Consider the following 16,510-nt stretch of genomic DNA (forward strand, 5'->3'; position numbering starts at 1 on the left):
CCATGCCATGCATCTGGCTGTAATTATGAGAAATTACAGAGAATTTCGACACCCGTGTTAATACTCAGTCACCAGTGGATAGCTGCGACAGCCTGCCCTGGTTGCTACCGCAGACGCAAAAAAGCAGGCACAAGGCCTGCATTGGGGGCGCAACGCTGGGGCTTTCGCCCCAGGACTCAATCCTTGCCGTAGGGGTCAAAGTCAAAGTACTTGTCGGCAATCTGCTTGTAGCGGCCATCGGCGCGGATGGCGGCAATGGCGTCGTTGAGCGACTTCTTCAGCTCGGGCTGGCCCTTGCGCATGGCAATGCTGGCGCCTTCGCCAAAGATCTTCTTGTCCACCAGGGTGTCGCTGACAAATTCAAACTTCTGGCCTTCGGGCTTCTTCAAAAAGCCGTAGGCAATTTCCACGCTGTCAGCCACCGAACCATCCAGGCGGCCGGAGTTGATGTCCAGGTAGACGGGGTCACGGCCGGGGTAGGAGACGACATCGGCGCCTGCGGGCTTGAGGTAAGCCAGCGCCCATTTCTCCTGGATGCTGGCCTTGAGCACGCCGATCTTCTTGCCCTTGAGCGATTCGGGAACGCTGTACTGGAAGCCTTTGGGCATCACGATGCGCGAACCGGTGTGGTAGTACTTGTTCGTGAAGTCCACCACGCGGGCCCGGTCCTCGTTCTTGGCCATCGAGCTGATGATCACGTCGTACTTCTTGGCCTGCAGGCCGGGGATCATGCCGTCCCAGACCTGCTCGACAAACACGCACTTGCGCTTGATCTGTGCGCACAGTGCAGTGGCGATGTCGACGTCGAAACCGGCAGGCTGGCCCGTGGACAGCTTGTAGGTAAAGGGCTCGTAGCTCAGGTCCACCGCCACTTTCAAATCCGGCAAGGCCTGCTGCGCAGACACCGCTGCACTGCCCAGCATCCACACACCGGCCACCAGGCCCAGAACCATTTTTCTTGTCATATCGTCCAATCTCCGCTCAGGCAAAAAACAAAGCCGCTGTGCTGGAGAAACCCGGCACAGCGGCTGATCAGTATAGCCCTATAAACCCAGAGGATTTGGTGTTTAGCGCGCCTGCAGCAGCGGCTGGTTGCGGCCCCGGTTCCAGAGGTAGATACCCAGCAACACCATCGGCAGGCTGAGCCACTGACCCATGCTCAGGTTCAGCGACAGCAGGCCCAAAAAGTCATCGGGCTCGCGGAAGTACTCGGCAATAAAGCGCAGCAAGCCATAGCCGATCAGGAAAACGCCGGCCACCTGGCCTTCGCCGCGCTGCTTGCGCGAGTACAACCACATGACGACGAAGAGCAGCACGCCTTCGAGCAGAAACTGGTAAATCTGCGAGGGGTGGCGCGGCAGCATCGAGCCGCTTTGCGGAAACACCATGCCCCAGGGCAAATCAGGGCTGGAAAAGCGCCCCCACAGCTCACCATTGATAAAGTTGCCAACGCGCCCCGATGCCAGGCCCAGCGGAATGCAGGGCGCGACAAAGTCGGCCACCTGCAGCCAAGGCCGACCCTTGAGCTTGGCAAACAGCACCATGGACAGGATCACGCCGACCAGGCCGCCATGAAAGCTCATGCCGCCCTGCCAGACCGCCAGTATCTCCAGCGGGTGGCTGAGGTAGTAACCGGGCTTGTAGAACAGGCAGTAGCCGAGGCGGCCACCGACGATGACGCCCAGCACGCCATAGAACAGAATGTCTTCGACGTCCTTGCGCTGCCAGCGCGAAGGCTCGGTGATCGAGGCAAAGGGCTGGTCCTTGAGGCGGCGTATGCCCAGGAACAGAAACAGGCCAAAGGCGACCAGATAGGTCAGGCCATACCAGTGCACAGCCAGCGGGCCGAGCTTGATGGCAATCGGGTCAAATTGGGGATACATCAGCATGGCAGGCATTGTGCCGCAGTTCGCAGCGGGCAGCGGCATGCCCAGACTGGGGCCACAGGACTTACCCGGGTCTATGCGCAATCGATTACACAATCGATATCAAGCAATCATTCAAAAATTTACGTCAAATTAACCAAATAATTACGACATAACATTCAATATGACCAAACATCAAAGTCATTTACGATCAATGTGACAGCGACTGCCTCTGGCCGCGCTATACTGCCTGCGGCGGTCGCAGTCCAGCCCCCGCTAGAATCTTCCATCCAGCTTCCATTCCACGCTATGACTTCCACCAGTGTTCCATTGACCGGTAGTATTGTTGCCCTGATTACCCCCCTGCATGCCGACGGCAGCGTGGACTATGCAAGCCTGCGAAAACTGATCGACTGGCATATCGCCGAAGGCACCAACTGCATCGGCGTGGTCGGCACCACGGGCGAGTCGCCCACGGTCACCGTCGAAGAGCACATGGAGATCATCCGCGTCTCGGTCGAGCAGTCCAACAAGCGCGTGCCCATCATGGCCGGCTGCGGCGCCAACTCCACCCATGAGGCGATCATCTTGGCCAAGTACGCCAAGAGCGTGGGCGCAGACAGCCAACTGCAGGTGGTGCCCTACTACAACAAGCCGACCCAGGAAGGCCAGTTCCAGCACTTCAAGGCGATTGCCGAAGCGGTGGGTGACCTGCCGATCTTCCTGTACAACGTCCCGGGCCGCAGCGTGGCCGACATGCAGCACGATACGGTGCTGCGCCTGGCCGAAGTGCCCGGCATCGTCGGCATCAAAGAAGCGACCGGCAACATCGAACGCGCCCAGTGGCTCATCAAGGATGCACCGGCCGGTTTCGGCATCTACTCGGGGGATGACCCCACTGCCGTAGCCCTGATGCTGTGCGGCGGACATGGCAATGTCAGCGTCACCGCCAACATCGCGCCACGCATGATGAGCCAGCTCTGCCAGGCGGCAATTGCCAAGGACGTTGGTCGGGCTATGGAAATTCAGAATAAACTGCTGCCGCTGCATAAGGCTCTGTTCTTGGAGGCCAACCCAATTCCGGTAAAGTGGGCGGCTCACAAGATGGGGCTGTGTGGCCCAACCCTGCGCCTGCCGATGACCGAACTTTCCTCCGGTCTGCATGGCACGGTGGAAGCTGCGATGCGCGGAGCCGCTCTGATTTAGAGCTTATTTTTCCGCGTGTTGCCTCTGTTAAGGATTTGAACGTGAATTCCCTCGCAAAACTCAGCATGCTGAGCCTGTCTGTCACTTTGGCCGCTTGCAGTACCGGCAACATTCTCGAAGGCGACAAGATCGACTACAAAGGGGCCACCAAGGGCCCCACCTTGGAGGTGCCTCCAGATCTGACGCAGCTGTCCAAGGACTCACGCTATGTCGTGCCTGGCGGCACGGTATCGGCTGCGGCCTACCAGGTGCAAAAAGATGCAGCGCCCAAGGGCACGGCCAACACCGCTGCCTCGCAGATTGGCGATGTGCAGATCGAGCGCGACGGCAACCAACGCTGGCTGGTCGTCGACCGCTCGGCAGACAAGCTCTGGGAGCCGGTCAAGGATTTCTGGCAGGAAAGCGGCTTTGCGCTGACCATTGAGCGCCCCGACATCGGCATCATGGAAACCGACTGGGCAGAAAACCGCGCCAAGCTGCCGCAGGATTTCATCCGCCGCTCCATCGGCAAGGTGTTTGACTCGATCTACTCGACCGGCGAGCAGGACAAGTTCCGCACCCGCATCGAGCGCCGTCCCGACGGCAAGAGCGAAATCTATGTCAGCCACCGCGGCATGGAAGAGGTCTATTCCAACAAGGAAAAAGACAGCACCATCTGGCAACCCCGCAAGGCCGATCCCGAGCTGGAAACCGAATTCCTGCGCCGCATCATGGTCAAGCTGGGCGTGAGCGAAGAGCAATCCAAGGCGATTGCTGCAGCGCCGCTGGCGCCTGTGAGCACCTCCAAGATCGCGTCGGCCGCCGATGGCTCGCCGGTGCTGCAGGTCAGCGACCCGTTTGACCGCACCTGGCGCCGCGTGGGCCTGGCCCTGGACCGCACCGGCTTCACCGTCGAAGACCGCGACCGCAGCCAAGGCGTCTACTTTGTGCGCTATATCGATCCGACCGATCTCAACAAGAAGCCCGATGGCTTCTTTGCCAAAATCTTCAACCGCAACCCGGATGCACCAGACCCGATCAAGTACCGCATCCAGGTCAAGAGCGAAGCCAACACCAGCAATGTCACCGTGCTCAACGAGAGCGGCAAGGCCGACACCTCCGCCAATGCACAGCGCATTCTCAAGGTGCTGTCGGACGACATGAAGTGATGCCAGGCTAAGCCTGCCGGGGCAAGCTCCGCACCACCCCAAGCCACTGCGTACGCGCAGTGGCTTTTTTCATGGCCGCTGTGATGGGCCGGCTGATGGGCCACTGACGGGCCGTACCAGACCGGGCCACAGAGTGCGCATGCGTCTGGCGCAACGCATCCAGCGGCGCATTCGACGCACTGAACGCCCAAATAAAAAGCCCGTGCAAAGCACGGGCTCGTTCAGGCAAGTCTGCAAAAAAGCAGGCCCGGTATACCCGGGCCGGCCATTCGGCGCTTACTTGCTCACCGATTCCTTGGCAGCGGTAGCAGCGTTGGAAGCAGCATCCGCTGCGGACTTGGCAGCATCAGCGGCAGCAGCGCCTGCGTCCTTGGCGGCATCAGCAGCGTTGTGGACAGCGTCCTTGGTGGCGTCGGCAGCAGCAGAGCCAGCATCCTTGGCGGCATCCACGGCCTTCGAGGCAGCAGCGCTGGCATCGGCAGCAGCGTCCTTGGCGGCATCGGCAGCAGCGTTGGCGGCATCCTTGGCAGCTTCAACAGCAGGTGCTGCGGCAGGTGCTGGCGCTTCCACAGGTGCGGGTGCTGGTGCAGGTACTGCAGCTTCTTCCTTCTTGCCGCAAGCAGCCAGCGCAACAGCAGCGATCATCGATGCGAGAACAAGGGACTTCTTCATTTGGATATTCCTAACGACGGTGGATTCTTGTGAAACGGACCAGGGCAAACCATCTGCCCAGGCCAAGAGTGCGCAGCACAAAGTATTTAACGCGTGAGCGTCTGAAATGAATTATAGGGATTACCCGGGCCGACTGCCTATGACCAGCGCGTCTCAGGCGTTGCCGTTCAGCAACGAATGACCTGCTTAGCGACGATGGCCTACAAGCCCAGCACCGTCGCCGCAAAGGCGGGGGTGCTGGCAGAGCGGATCCACTCCTGCAATTGTTCGCCCAAGGGCACGACCGCGCTGCGCTCGGCACTGGCCACCCCCACACAGCGCGCCACATCGATGCGCTGCACAGCCCATGGGGGCGACCACAGCGCGCTCGGTACCTGTGAGACATCGCGGCTGAGCAGCCTGCGGCACTGCAGCCGGTGGTCCCAGGTCTTGCGCCATTGCACCCAGCGAGGGTGGCGCTGTACCAGGCTGTCAAAGCGGTGAGCCAGCACCGTCATTTGCCCGCCATGGCGCGCCCATTGGTGCAGCAGCTCCACGGCAGCGGCGCTGCCCCAGGGCCAGTCGGCAAAGTCGGGGTCGGCCACGATGATCTGCGACCAGCCCTGCGCGGCCGCCTGCTGCAGAAAATGCAGCACCTGCGCCTCAAAGGCAGCCCGGCCTTCAAAGCGGCCGCTCAGGCCGTCGGCGGGCTGCCATGCGGCAGGTGCGGGGCTGGCGCCGGTCATCACTGCGGCACCGCGTGGGCCCAGCCATCCTCGCACCACTGCGACAGCAGCTCCAGCGCATCGTCGCTGGCCTCGCTGACATCGCGGCGATCCAGGTGGCGGCCATCGGCCAGCTTCTTCATCAGGCTGAAGTCGGCCCCCGCAGCGCGGTAGCTTTCGCCATTGATGAAGAGATGCTGCTCGTCGTACATCATGCGGGTCTTGCGGTCCAGCGCCACGGCCTCCAGCATCGCCGGGAAGTCCTCGGGTTCAAACCAGACATTGGCCTTGGGCTCGGTCAGCGCCTCACCCAGCGCGCGCGCCAGGGCCAGCGGCTCGGCCAAGCGCTTTTCTATGGCGGCACGGGCAAAGTCCAGCATGGCAGGCGGGATGGCGCCCGGGGCCTGCACCGCTGTCTGCTTGGGGTCCTGGTAGATCGGCGAGGCGGCTTTGGCGTTGACCTCGTCCATCTCATCGCTCTCGGACATGCGCATCAGCAGCTCGCCGGCCAGCTCTTGCTGCGCCGGGGAGCGGAAGCCGATGGAATAGGTCATGCACTCGCCTTCTGCCACGCCATCGTGGGCGTAGCGCGGCGGCAGGTACAGCATGTCGCCGCGCTCCAGCACAAACTCTTCTTCGGCCTCGAACTCGGCCAGGATCTTGAGCGGTATGCCCTCCTTCAAGCCCAGGTTTTTTTGCTTGCCGATGCGCCAGCGGCGCTTGCCATGGGCCTGCAGCAAGAACACGTCATAGCTGTCAAAATGCGGGCCCACGCCGCCGCCATCGCTAGCGTAGCTCACCATCAAGTCATCCAGGCGCGCAGCCGGCACAAAGGCAAAGCGCTGCAGCAGCGCATGGGCGGCATCGCTGTGCAGGTCCAGGCCCTGCAGCAGCAAGGTCCATTCCGGGGTTTTGAGCGAGGGGATGGCGCGGCGGCTGAAGGGGCCGTGCTTGACACTCCAGGCTCCCGCTTTGTGCTGGATCAGGCGCGACTCCACGCCCTCCTCGCCCGCCAGCGCAAACAGCTCGCTGCGCGGCAGCGGCAGCTGCAGGTCTTTCCAGTCGCTGACGGCGCCGCGCACCAGCAGCGGTTTTTTCTGCCAGTAACGGCGCATGAACTGGGCCGGAGAGATGCCCCCCAGCAGAGGCAGTGCTTGTTCGATTTGCATGGCTTTCTCAGTAATCCTCTGGGCGCCCGGGCCCAAACTGCGACAATTGTCCTATGGAAATCATTGATCAATGCGTGGTCGCACTGACCTGGACGCTGAAAGACACCTTGGGCGAGACCCTGGACGTACTCGACGAGCCCGTGGAATTCCTGGTCGGAGGCCAGGATTTGCTGGCCCGCGTGGAGCAGGCACTGCAAGGCCACACCGTGGGTGACCGGGTGCAGCTGCATCTGGAGCCCGAAGATGCCTTTGGCGATTACGACGAAGAAAAAGTCTTTCTGGAAGCGCGGGCGCTGTTCCCCGCCGATCTGGAAGAAGGCATGACTATCGAAGGCCATGCACTGCCCGAAGGCACCAACCCCGATGCCCCGCGCGACATGATCTACACCGTCACCGAGCTGTACCCCGAGCATGTGGTGCTCGATGGCAACCATCCGCTGGCCGGCATCGCCATTCGCCTGGATATCCAGGTGGCTGCCGTGCGCGAGGCGACCGAGCAAGAAATCGGCACCGGCAGCTGCGGCACCGGCTTCTTCCGCGTGCAGCCCCAGGCGCCAGGCAACAACCTGCTGCACTGAGCACCCGGCAAGACGTCCATTCCAAGGCCATCCTTTGCGATGGCCTTTTTCATGGTTTTTAATTTCTCTATTGACAGAAATAAATGAAACCCTAGAATTCACAGCATGCAAATGACCGACATCCAACAACAATTTGTGCTGCACTGGGGCGAGATGGGATCGCTGTGGGGCGTCAACCGCACGGTCTCCCAAATCCATGCGCTGCTGTTTGTGCATGGCAAGCCGCTCAATGCCGAGCAGCTGAGCGAGACCCTGAACGTGGCGCGCTCCAATGTCAGCAACAGCTTGAAGGAGCTGCAATCCTGGCAGCTGGTGCGAGTGACGCATGTGCTGGGCGACCGGCGCGATTACTTCGAGACCAGTGTCGATGTTTGGGAGCTGTTTCGCACCATCGTGCGTGAGCGCAAGGAGCGTGAGTTCGACCCCACCACCCGGCTCTTGCAGTCGCTGGTGAACAGCCCCGACTTTGCCCGCGAAAGCGCCGATGGCCAGGACCGCATCCTGGCCACCTTGGAGCTGATGCAAAAGCTGGGCGCCTGGAGCGACGAGATGCTGCGCCTATCGCCCGCGACCTTGGACAAGATCTTGACCTTGGGCGCAACGGTACAGCGTTTTGTGCGCGGCAGCCCTGCGGCGCAAGCGCCCGCCGAGGCACTGACCAAGCCCTGAGACCACGCAAGCCGTGCCCTGCAAGGACCGGCCTTTTTTTAGCGCAATTATTTCTGTTTTGACAGAAACATCGAAAGGAACGCATATGCCTCGCCGTGACACCGCTGCCACCCCGTTTCCGCTGACCATCTACTACGACGCCAGCTGCCGCATGTGCAACGCCGAGATGCGCCACCTGATGCTGCGCAACCACGCGGGCAAGCTGGTCTTCATCGATGCCAGCACGGCCGACCTGAGCCAGGCCCCCGCCGACAAGGCCACGCTGATGCAGTCCATCCACGGCGTGGGCGCCGATGGCCAGGTCTACATCGGGGTGGACTGCCTGACCCGCGCCTACCTGGGCGTGGGCTGGGCCTGGGTGCCCCGGCTCGCGGGGCTGCCGCTGGTGGCGGACGCGCTGGACAAGCTCTACCCCATGCTGGCACGCAACCGCTACCGCCTGCCGCTGGCCCCCATAGCCTGGGTGCTGGAGCAGGGCTTGCAATGCACCGTTCGCCGCCAGGCCGCACAGGCCGCCAAGCGCAGTGCGGCCTGTGCGCGCGGCAGCGATGCCTGCGATCTCAAGCAGCCTCGTTAACCCCCGCTGGAAAACGCCAAAAAGCCACTGGCAGTCAAGGAGACACCATGCACACCCCCAACACCCCCCAACCCACCGTGCTGCTCTGCGGCGGCCAGGGCTTTATCGGCCAGGCACTCACGCGCCAGTTGCGCGCCCAGGGCCTGCGCGTCATCGCAGTCAGCAGGCGCTCCCAGCCGCCACTGCAATTTGGCAAGATGCGCCAACCTGCCGACTGGCTGCCCTATCTGCAAGGGGTGGACATGGTCATCAACGCCGTGGGCAGCCTGCGCGACCAGCCGGGGCCCGACGGTGCCAACTTGGAAGCCCTGCACCAGACCAGCCCGCAAGCGCTGTTCGATGCCTGTGCCCAGGCAGGGGTGCGGCGCGTGATGCAGCTCTCGGCGCTGGGGGTGGAGAGCAACGAGACGGCCTATGCCCGCACCAAGCGCGCAGCCGACGCCCTTCTGCTGGCATTGACCGCGCAGGGCCAGCTCGATGGCATCGTGGTCCGCCCCAGCATAGTGATGGGCGCGCAAGGCGCCAGCACCCAGCTTTTCATGCAGCTGGCACAACTGCCTGTGCTGGTGCTGCCGGCGGTGATGCAGCAGCGCCTGATCCAGCCGGTGGCCGTCGACGAGCTGGCCGAGGTGATGGCTCGACTGCTGCAGTCGCCCACCACCGGCATCGTGCTACTCGGTGGGCCGCAGCGGCTCAGCATGGCGCAGATGATTGGCAGCCTGCGCCAGCAAGCCGGCCGCAGCCAGGCCCTGCAGCTGCGCCTGCCCGACTGGGCGACCCGGGCCAGTGCGCGCCTGGGCGATGCCGTGCCCACCAGCCCCTGGTGCAGCGCATCGCTGGAGCTGGCATCGCTGGACAACTGCTGCGACCCGGCGCCGATGGCGCAGTGGCTGGGGCGTGCGCCCACCGATCCCGCCCAGATGCTGGCGCTGATCCGTGGCCAGCAAGCGACGCCATCGTCCGAAGGCAGCGCATGACAACACCCAGCGCGCCGCGCACACCGCCGCTGCATCAGCCCTTGCAACTGCTGCGCCTGAGCCTGGTCGCCGTCTGGCTATGGACGGCCTCCGCCAGCCTGCTGCAGTGGCAGGGCGAGAGCACCGCCTTGCTGCAGGCGGGCGGCATCGATGCCCCCAGCACCCAGGCCTGGCTGATTGCGGGCGGTGCCGCACTCGATCTGCTGTTGGGCCTGTGGCTGCTGTGCCGACCCGGTCGCAACGCCTATGCGACCGCGCTGGTGGCGATGCTGGTCATGACGGTGGCTGCGACCGCCCTGCTACCGGCGCTGTGGCTGCACCCGCTGGGGCCCTTGTCCAAAAACCTGCCCATTGCCGCTGCGCTGTGGCTGCTGTGGCAGAGCGATACCCGTGCCATGGAGAGTCGATGATGAACACGTATTTGCTGCTCAAAACCCTGCATATCCTGTCGAGCGTCTTGATGGTCGGCACCGGCTTTGGCTCGGCCTTTTATATGTTCTTTGCCAACCGCAGCGGCAATGTGGCCGCCCAGGCCGTCGTCAGCCGCCTGGTGGTGCGGGCCGATTGGTGGTTCACGACGCCAGCCGTCATCATCCAGCCGCTGAGCGGCTGGGCGCTGATGGCCCTGGCCGGCTGGCCCTGGCACACGCCCTGGCTGCTGCTGTCGATGGCGCTGTATGTGCTGGCAGGGCTGTGTTGGTTGCCCGTGGTGGCCATGCAAATCCGCATGGCCCAAATGGCCGCAAGCGCCGACGCACAAGGCCAGCCGCTGCCCGACGAATACCGGCGCCTGGCCGGGCGCTGGGAGGCGCTGGGCTACCCGGCCTTTGTGGCGATGCTCGGCGTGTACTACCTGATGGTCAACAAGCCCGCACTCTGGGGTTAAGAACGGGTTCTAGGCGCTCACAGACCCAGCGCGCGCAGATCAACACGGCCGTCCCGCATCGGTGGGCACCAGTAGTAGGCATTGGTCACCGGGTTGGACATCAGGAACAGGCCATCGCTGATGCCATCTTCCTCACCGGCCATGCGGCGCATCTGCGCCTCGAAGGCCTCAAAACTGCGGCCAAAGCCGGCAAAGACGGCACCCACGGCATCGCTGCCATCGGCCTGCACCTTCCACCAGGGCATGTTGCGGCGCAGGATAAAGGCCTCGGGGCTGAAGCTTTCTTGCGCGGTGCGCTTGACGTGGGCCGATTCGGGCGCATCGTCCAGCTCTTCGTTGTCGCTCAGGCGCCGGCCAATCATGTGGTCTTTTTGCAGCGCGCTCATACGGGCAAAGGCATCCATGTCGTGCAGCCACTGCTGCACGGCAAAGTAGCTGCCACCGTCCAGGCCCGGGCCCATGCCATCGGCAATGGCAGCATGCACAGCGTCGTCGTCCTGGGGGTTTTCGGTGCCGTCTTCGTAACCGGTCAGATCGCGCACCGCATCCTTGCCGTTCCAGCCATGGCGGAAGCAGTCGACCACCTTCTCGCGGCTGAAGGCCGGCGCCAGCAGTGCAGCCGCCTCGCGCGACAGGCGCAGCACATCGCCCTGGTCCTGGCCGCGCAGCCACAGGCACAGCGCATGGGGTGTTAGCGGCAGCGGGCCCTTGGGGCCGGTGATGGCCGGGAAATTGCGCAAGCCCGGCACGGGCGTGCCCAGCAGATCAGCCACCGGCTGGCCGATGCAAACGACGGCCTGCTCGCCATCGGCCCATTGCTGCAAGCGCGCCAGCGCGGCCCGCACGGCCGGGGCGTCGCCCGAGAGGTTCCAGAGTTGGTAGCGGCTGGCGGCTGGCAGATCCAGCAGGATTCCGGGTTGGTTCAAGGCGGTCATCGTGTGGGGGACGCGCAGCTGTGCCGCTGCGTCTGGCTAAGGATTGCAATCTTCTATTGTCGCGCAGCCTCCCAGCAAACCAAGCTGCCTGGCATTCGCATTCGCCAATCACCGCCATAGCTGTTGCGCTTTGGCTGCAGCTTGGCAGAATCTGTGCGATCAATGTCATTGCTGCCAAATGGCCCTGCATGCACACTCTTCGCATGCCCCCATCCCGCACCACCGCCGCCCACAGCGCCCAGCCCGGCCACCATGTCATCTGCATCGCCTACCCGCGTGCGATGAGCCTGGACATCACCGGGCCCATGCAGGTGTTCGCCACCGCCAACGATGTGCGCCAGCGCCAGGGTCTGCCCACTTTCTACCAGCTGGTCTTTGCCGGGCTGGAGGCCGGCCCGGTAACCCTGTCCTGCGGTTTGCAGACCATCGCCACCCAGGGCCTGGGCCAGCTGCGCCCCGGCGCCAACAGCACGGTGCTGGTGCCGGGGGGCGATGGCGTGGTCGATGTGCAGCACCACAGCGGTCTGCGCCAATGGCTGCAGCGCACGGCGCCCAAGGTGCAGCGCCTGGGCTCGGTCTGCTCGGGCGCACTTATTTTGGCGCGCGCCGGCCTGCTCGATGGCCTGCCCGCGACCACCCACTGGTGCCGGCTGCAAGAGCTGGCCGCGATGGAGCGCCCCATCCAGGTCGATGGCGACCGCCTGCACACCTTTGATGCCAACCACCCGCTGCAGCGCCATATCTTCACATCGGCGGGGGTGACCTCGGGCATTGACCTGGCGCTCAGCCTCATCGAGGCCGACCTGGGCCGCAGCATGGCGCTGGCCGTGGCCCGGCACCTGGTGATGTTTGTGCGCCGCCCCGGCGGCCAGGCGCAGTTCAGCCCGCTGCTGGCGGCCGAGACCACGCAGGCGCCGCGCCTGGCCCGGCTGTTGGAGTGGATTCCCGGCCACCTGGGCGAGCGCCTGGGCGTGGAGCAACTCGCCGCGCAGGCCTGCCTGCCGCCGCGCACCCTCGCCCGCGTGTTCCAGCAAGAGCTGGCCACCACGCCCGCACGCTATGTGGAGCGCGTGCGGCTGCAGGCCGCCACCACCTTGCTCAGCCAGCGCCAAGCCTCCGTATCCACCGTGGCGCGGATCTGCGGCTTTGGCCACCCGGAAAACCTGCGCCGCAGCTTTCACAAAACCCTGGCCGTCAGCCCCCAGGCCTTTGCCGAACGCTTTGGCACGGGTTGATAGCCTGCGCCGATCAACGGCTGAGCACTCACCCATGTACCACCGGCAAGCATCCGCTGCCCGTTCGCGCAAGCACGCCCTTCCATCCCTGCACCACCGCCCATGCTGCTCAAACACCATCCCCAACTGCTCACCCTCAGCATCGCGCAAGCGCTGTACTGGTCCTGCTCGATCATCGGCATTGCCTTGACGGGCTTGGTCGGCCAGCGCCTTACCCCCTGGCCGGTACTGGCCACGGTGCCGCTGACCTTGCTGGTAGCGGGTAACCTGCTGTCGATTGGCGCGCTCGCCCGCTGGATGCAGCGCCACGGCCGTGCCCGGGGACTGCAATGCGGCGCGCTGCTGGGGGTGCTGGCTGGGCTGCTAGCTACCTGGGCAGTGGTGCAGGCGAGCTTTGGGCTGTTTTGCCTGGCGATGCTGCTGCTGGGCGGCTACCAGGCATCGGCCGGCTTCTACCGCTTTACCGCGCTGGATGGCATGCCGACAGAACACAGCGGCCGTGCCGCAGCCTGGGTGCTGGCGGGAGGTATCGCAGCCGCGCTGCTGGCGCCCACGCTGGCCATCCACGCCGCAGAGGCCCTGGCCACACCGCTGGCCGGCGCCTACCTGGCGATTGCGGTGCTGGCCTTGCTGGCCTGCGCGTTGCTGCAATGCCTGCCGGCGCGCCTGCACCTGCCCATGCAGGCCAGGTCCGCTGCCGAGCCCACTGCCACGCGCCGCCAGCTGTGGCAGCGCCCTGCGCTGCGCCAGGCCATCTTGCTCAGCGCCTGCGGCCATGGGCTGATGGTGCTGGTGATGAATGCCACCCCGCTGGCCATGCATGGCGCGGGCCATTCGCTGGCCAGCTCCACCCAGGTGATCCAGTGGCATGTGCTGGGCATGTTTGCACCCTCGCTGTTCGCTGGCCGCGCGGTGGACCGCTTTGGCGCGCGGCGCCTGGCCTGGCTGGGCGCGGCCCTGCTGGCCGCCAGCGCTGGTGTGGCACTGATCGGCATGCAGTTCATGCCGTTTCTGCTCAGCTCCTTGCTGCTGGGTGCCGGCTGGAACCTAATGATCCTCGCCGGCACCAGCTTGCTGAACCAGGCCAGCACGCCCCAAGAGCGGGCGCAGGCCCAGCCCATGATGGAGTGGAGCAACAACGGCAGCGCGGCGCTGATGTCGCTCAGCTGCGGTGTGCTGATCCAGACCCTGGGCTGGCAGGCCGTGAATGCAGCGATGCTGCTGACCTTGGCGCTGCTGGTTTGGCAAGGCAGCCGCTCGGCATGGACTGCGCGGGCGCGGGCCTAGATCCAAGAATGCTTCAAGCAGGCCTGCGTGCCAGGCGCTCGCGCCAGATGCGCTCTACCCAGGGCGCAAATCCGCCATCCACAGCGGTAAGCAAGGGCAGGCGCGTGGCCGCTACGGCCTCTGCCAGTGCCGGGGCCCAACTGGGGCTGCCCCACGATGCTTGCAAAGGCGCAGCCAGCACCCACTCCTGGCCCCAAAAGTACAGCTGTGTCGCCTGCACATGGGCCTGCATCTGCTGCACCTCGGCCAGCGCCTGCGGCTCGGCCAGTCGCAGCCAGATATCGGCATACAGCCAGTCCACAACTTGCTGCGGCGCCGGGCGCCACTGCAGCGCATCGGCTTGCTCGATGTGAATTTTGGCGGCGGCCTCGGGCGGCAAACCCTCCAGCACCTGCATGTGCTGGAACAGCGCGATCACCTCCGGGTCACGCTCGACCACGGTGACCCGCTCCACGGCCGGGTTCAGCGCAATATTGGCCGTCACCCAGCCCATCCCCAGGCCCATCACCACCGTGTGGCCATGCGCATGGCGGCAGGCCAGCTCCTGGCTCTCGATCTCAAAAGGCGACAGCGACATCCACGTGTCCCAGCCGCCTTGTGCGTTCTTGCGCAGCAGCGCCGTGGAGCCGCCATACACACAGCCGCCGCTGTAGTAGCCCCTGTCCAACCCCATGCCGCCGCGCATCAGCCGCCAGGCGCCCTGCTCGCCCAGCTGGTACTGGGGCATGTGCCAGGGCGTCTCGAACACTGGCACGCCCAGCGCCTGCGCCAGCATATGGATATCCACACCGCCCACCAAAAAGCCTTCGCTAGGCTGGAAGCTGGCGGTCAAGGTCTGCAGGGGATCAGATGGCATGAATGGTCCAAAGGAGGGAAATTCAAAAACGGCCAGTGTAGATGCACAGAGCCCGCAGCGATGCGGGCCCTGGAACGCTGCAGCGCTTGAAACGCGCTTACAGATTGCCCACCATGTGCTCGGGCACGACCCACTGGTCAAACTGCTCGGCCGTCACATGGCCGCTGGCCACGGCCGCATCGCGCAGGCTGCTGCCCTCTTTATGCGCCTTCTTGGCGATATAAGCCGCCTTGTCGTAGCCAATATGGGTATTGAGCGCGGTCACCAGCATCAGCGAGCGGCTGACCAGCTCGGTGATGCGCTCGCGGTTGGGCTCAATGCCCACGGCGCAGTGGTCGTTAAAGCTCACCATGCCATCGGCCAGCAGGCGCACGCTTTGCAGGAAGTTGTGCGCCACCATGGGGCGGAACACATTCAGCTCGAAGTTGCCCGAGGCACCGCCGATATTGATAGCGGCATCGTTGCCAAACACCTGGGCGCAGAGCATGGTCATTGCTTCGCACTGCGTGGGGTTGACCTTGCCCGGCATGATGGACGAGCCCGGCTCGTTCTCGGGGATGGAGATCTCGCCCAGGCCGCTGCGCGGGCCCGATGCCAGCCAGCGCACATCGTTGGCAATCTTCATCAGGCTGGCCGCCAAGGTCTTGAGGGCACCATGGCCAAACACCAGTGCATCGCAAGAGCCCAGCGATTCGAACTTGTTGGGCGAGGTGATAAACGGGTAGCCGGTCAGCTTGGCCAGCTCTTGGGCTACACCTTCGGCGTAACCCTTGGGAGCGTTCAGGCCCGTGCCCACGGCCGTGCCGCCCAGCGCCAGCTCATACAGATGGGGCAAAGCCGACTTGGTGTGCTTGGCGCCGTGTTCGAGCTGGGCCACCCAGCCGGAGATCTCCTGGCCCAGGGTCAGCGGCGTGGCATCTTGCAAGTGGGTACGGCCAATTTTGACGATGTCGTTGAAGGCCTCGCTCTTGGCCTGCAGGGTGCGGCGCAGCTTTTCCAGCGCGGGCAGCAGCTTGCGCTCAATGGCGGTAACGGCCGCCACATGCATGGCGGTGGGGTAGACGTCATTGCTGGACTGGCTTTTGTTCACCTCGTCATTGGGGTGGACCAGGCGCGATTCGCCGCGCTCCCCGCCCAGCAGCTCGCTGGCACGGTTGGCCAGCACTTCGTTGACGTTCATATTCGTCTGCGTGCCCGAGCCGGTCTGCCAGACCACCAGCGGGAACTCATCGGGGTGCTGGCCGGAAATCACCTCGTCGGCCGCCGCATTGATGGCCTTGGCCTTCTTCTCATCGAGCAGGCCCAGCGCGTGGTTGACGGTGGCGCTGGCCTTTTTCACCTGCGCCAGCGCATGGATGATTTCACCGGGCTGCTTCTCACCGCTGATGTCAAAGTTCTGCAGCGAGCGCTGCGTCTGGGCGCCCCAGAGTTTGTCGGCCGGCACATCGATGGGGCCGAAGGTGTCTTTTTCCTGGCGGGTAGCTGTCATGCTTGGATCACTCCTGGTATCTCAACAATTGCAACGCGGCTCGTCTGGCTGGTAAGCGTTTGGCTGGTGGGCCGCAGGATTCGAAAATATGACGCCGCCCGCCTGGGTGCAGAGCGGACGCGGCATCGCATCCTAACGCAGTCAATAACAGCCGTTCTCATCTGCGATGAGCAGCCATGCTGGGAGCATGCTCTTGCGCTGTCTCGACACTTGCGCGACACCTGAGTCTTCTAGAAGACTTATCGGGCATTTACCAC

General features: G+C 64.1%; 18 protein-coding genes. 10 read left to right on the top strand and 8 right to left on the bottom strand.

Annotation, left to right across the window (positions count from 1 at the left end):
- Window positions 1-176 precede the first annotated feature (176 nt).
- Window positions 177-965: a transporter substrate-binding domain-containing protein gene (locus M2375_RS00435; RefSeq protein ID WP_259163249.1), complete on the bottom strand. Its 789-nt coding sequence runs from the start codon at window positions 963-965 to the stop codon at window positions 177-179.
- Between the two features lie 102 nt (window positions 966-1,067).
- Window positions 1,068-1,898, bottom strand: a complete 831-nt coding sequence (gene lgt / locus M2375_RS00440) for a prolipoprotein diacylglyceryl transferase (RefSeq protein ID WP_259163250.1) — start codon at window positions 1,896-1,898, stop codon at window positions 1,068-1,070.
- Between the two features lie 276 nt (window positions 1,899-2,174).
- Here lgt and dapA point away from each other — a divergent pair, with 276 nt between their 5' ends.
- Together dapA and bamC are read left to right on the top strand one after the other, a co-directional pair.
- Window positions 2,175-3,071 carry a 4-hydroxy-tetrahydrodipicolinate synthase gene (gene dapA, locus M2375_RS00445; protein ID WP_259163251.1) on the top strand — a complete coding sequence of 299 codons (897 nt, stop codon included), beginning with the start codon at window positions 2,175-2,177 and terminating at the stop codon, window positions 3,069-3,071.
- Window positions 3,072-3,112: 41 nt separating this feature from the next.
- Complete coding sequence (gene bamC, locus M2375_RS00450; protein WP_259163252.1) at window positions 3,113-4,219, top strand: outer membrane protein assembly factor BamC; 1,107 nt, start codon at window positions 3,113-3,115, stop codon at window positions 4,217-4,219.
- A gap of 276 nt (window positions 4,220-4,495) precedes the next feature.
- Here the strand turns inward: bamC and M2375_RS00455 are convergent, their stop codons facing one another.
- From M2375_RS00455 to M2375_RS00465, 3 genes are all read right to left on the bottom strand, one after another.
- Window positions 4,496-4,891 (bottom strand): hypothetical protein, encoded by a 396-nt coding sequence (locus M2375_RS00455; RefSeq protein ID WP_259163253.1) that lies wholly within the window; start codon window positions 4,889-4,891, stop codon window positions 4,496-4,498.
- A gap of 200 nt (window positions 4,892-5,091) precedes the next feature.
- Complete coding sequence (locus M2375_RS00460) at window positions 5,092-5,616, bottom strand: hypothetical protein (RefSeq protein ID WP_259163257.1); 525 nt, start codon at window positions 5,614-5,616, stop codon at window positions 5,092-5,094.
- Entirely contained in the window at window positions 5,616-6,764 is a 1,149-nt protein-coding gene (locus tag M2375_RS00465; protein WP_259163258.1) for a JmjC domain-containing protein, read from the bottom strand. Before M2375_RS00465 ends, M2375_RS00460 begins: the two co-directional genes overlap by 1 nt.
- A gap of 53 nt (window positions 6,765-6,817) precedes the next feature.
- On the opposite strand from M2375_RS00465, the gene M2375_RS00470 reads away from it, so the two are divergent.
- The 6 genes from M2375_RS00470 to M2375_RS00495 all read left to right on the top strand — a co-directional run bounded on the left by M2375_RS00470 (window position 6,818) and on the right by M2375_RS00495 (window position 10,451).
- Window positions 6,818-7,342: a peptidylprolyl isomerase gene (locus M2375_RS00470; protein ID WP_259163259.1), complete on the top strand. Its 525-nt coding sequence runs from the start codon at window positions 6,818-6,820 to the stop codon at window positions 7,340-7,342.
- Between the two features lie 105 nt (window positions 7,343-7,447).
- Window positions 7,448-8,011: a GbsR/MarR family transcriptional regulator gene (locus M2375_RS00475; RefSeq protein ID WP_259163260.1), complete on the top strand. Its 564-nt coding sequence runs from the start codon at window positions 7,448-7,450 to the stop codon at window positions 8,009-8,011.
- A gap of 85 nt (window positions 8,012-8,096) precedes the next feature.
- Entirely contained in the window at window positions 8,097-8,588 is a 492-nt protein-coding gene (locus M2375_RS00480; protein WP_259163261.1) for a thiol-disulfide oxidoreductase DCC family protein, read from the top strand.
- Between the two features lie 47 nt (window positions 8,589-8,635).
- Window positions 8,636-9,565: an NAD-dependent epimerase/dehydratase family protein gene (locus M2375_RS00485; protein WP_259163262.1), complete on the top strand. Its 930-nt coding sequence runs from the start codon at window positions 8,636-8,638 to the stop codon at window positions 9,563-9,565.
- Window positions 9,562-9,975 (top strand): DoxX-like family protein, encoded by a 414-nt coding sequence (locus M2375_RS00490; protein ID WP_259163263.1) that lies wholly within the window; start codon window positions 9,562-9,564, stop codon window positions 9,973-9,975. Before M2375_RS00485 ends, M2375_RS00490 begins: the two co-directional genes overlap by 4 nt.
- Window positions 9,975-10,451 carry a DUF2269 domain-containing protein gene (locus M2375_RS00495; RefSeq protein WP_259163264.1) on the top strand — a complete coding sequence of 159 codons (477 nt, stop codon included), beginning with the start codon at window positions 9,975-9,977 and terminating at the stop codon, window positions 10,449-10,451. Before M2375_RS00490 ends, M2375_RS00495 begins: the two co-directional genes overlap by 1 nt.
- A gap of 17 nt (window positions 10,452-10,468) precedes the next feature.
- On the opposite strand, the gene M2375_RS00500 is transcribed toward M2375_RS00495, so the two are convergent.
- Complete coding sequence (locus M2375_RS00500; RefSeq protein ID WP_259163266.1) at window positions 10,469-11,386, bottom strand: Dyp-type peroxidase; 918 nt, start codon at window positions 11,384-11,386, stop codon at window positions 10,469-10,471.
- A 203-nt stretch (window positions 11,387-11,589) separates the two neighbouring features.
- Here M2375_RS00500 and M2375_RS00505 point away from each other — a divergent pair, with 203 nt between their 5' ends.
- Both M2375_RS00505 and M2375_RS00510 read left to right on the top strand, forming a co-directional pair.
- Window positions 11,590-12,621, top strand: coding sequence for a GlxA family transcriptional regulator (locus tag M2375_RS00505; RefSeq protein ID WP_259163267.1), 1,032 nt, complete (start codon window positions 11,590-11,592; stop codon window positions 12,619-12,621).
- Between the two features lie 102 nt (window positions 12,622-12,723).
- A complete protein-coding gene (locus M2375_RS00510; RefSeq protein WP_259163268.1) occupies window positions 12,724-13,908 on the top strand; it encodes an MFS transporter in 1,185 nt (394 codons plus the stop codon).
- Between the two features lie 13 nt (window positions 13,909-13,921).
- Here the strand turns inward: M2375_RS00510 and M2375_RS00515 are convergent, their stop codons facing one another.
- Both M2375_RS00515 and fumC read right to left on the bottom strand, forming a co-directional pair.
- Entirely contained in the window at window positions 13,922-14,764 is an 843-nt protein-coding gene (locus tag M2375_RS00515; protein WP_259163269.1) for a hypothetical protein, read from the bottom strand.
- A 97-nt stretch (window positions 14,765-14,861) separates the two neighbouring features.
- On the bottom strand, window positions 14,862-16,253 hold the full coding sequence (gene fumC / locus M2375_RS00520; RefSeq protein WP_259163271.1) for a class II fumarate hydratase: 1,392 nt from the start codon (window positions 16,251-16,253) through the stop codon (window positions 14,862-14,864).
- Window positions 16,254-16,510 lie beyond the last annotated feature (257 nt).

This window comes from Comamonas sp. BIGb0152 (genome assembly GCF_024809975.1).
In the GTDB taxonomy this organism is placed as follows: Bacteria; Pseudomonadota; Gammaproteobacteria; order Burkholderiales; family Burkholderiaceae_C; genus Comamonas.

Bases quoted from the DNA above. Each gene is read 5' to 3' on its own strand.
- M2375_RS00435 (WP_259163249.1), bottom strand. From the start codon at position 965: ATGACAAGAAAAATGGTTCTGGGCCTGGTGGCCGGTGTGTGGATGCTG.
- lgt (WP_259163250.1), bottom strand. From the start codon at position 1,898: ATGCCTGCCATGCTGATGTATCCCCAATTTGACCCGATTGCCATCAAG.
- dapA (WP_259163251.1), top strand. From the start codon at position 2,175: ATGACTTCCACCAGTGTTCCATTGACCGGTAGTATTGTTGCCCTGATT.
- M2375_RS00455 (WP_259163253.1), bottom strand. From the start codon at position 4,891: ATGAAGAAGTCCCTTGTTCTCGCATCGATGATCGCTGCTGTTGCGCTG.
- M2375_RS00460 (WP_259163257.1), bottom strand. From the start codon at position 5,616: ATGACCGGCGCCAGCCCCGCACCTGCCGCATGGCAGCCCGCCGACGGC.
- M2375_RS00465 (WP_259163258.1), bottom strand. From the start codon at position 6,764: ATGCAAATCGAACAAGCACTGCCTCTGCTGGGGGGCATCTCTCCGGCC.
- M2375_RS00470 (WP_259163259.1), top strand. From the start codon at position 6,818: ATGGAAATCATTGATCAATGCGTGGTCGCACTGACCTGGACGCTGAAA.
- M2375_RS00475 (WP_259163260.1), top strand. From the start codon at position 7,448: ATGCAAATGACCGACATCCAACAACAATTTGTGCTGCACTGGGGCGAG.
- M2375_RS00480 (WP_259163261.1), top strand. From the start codon at position 8,097: ATGCCTCGCCGTGACACCGCTGCCACCCCGTTTCCGCTGACCATCTAC.
- M2375_RS00485 (WP_259163262.1), top strand. From the start codon at position 8,636: ATGCACACCCCCAACACCCCCCAACCCACCGTGCTGCTCTGCGGCGGC.
- M2375_RS00490 (WP_259163263.1), top strand. From the start codon at position 9,562: ATGACAACACCCAGCGCGCCGCGCACACCGCCGCTGCATCAGCCCTTG.
- M2375_RS00495 (WP_259163264.1), top strand. From the start codon at position 9,975: ATGAACACGTATTTGCTGCTCAAAACCCTGCATATCCTGTCGAGCGTC.
- M2375_RS00500 (WP_259163266.1), bottom strand. From the start codon at position 11,386: ATGACCGCCTTGAACCAACCCGGAATCCTGCTGGATCTGCCAGCCGCC.
- M2375_RS00505 (WP_259163267.1), top strand. From the start codon at position 11,590: ATGCCCCCATCCCGCACCACCGCCGCCCACAGCGCCCAGCCCGGCCAC.
- M2375_RS00510 (WP_259163268.1), top strand. From the start codon at position 12,724: ATGCTGCTCAAACACCATCCCCAACTGCTCACCCTCAGCATCGCGCAA.
- M2375_RS00515 (WP_259163269.1), bottom strand. From the start codon at position 14,764: ATGCCATCTGATCCCCTGCAGACCTTGACCGCCAGCTTCCAGCCTAGC.
- fumC (WP_259163271.1), bottom strand. From the start codon at position 16,253: ATGACAGCTACCCGCCAGGAAAAAGACACCTTCGGCCCCATCGATGTG.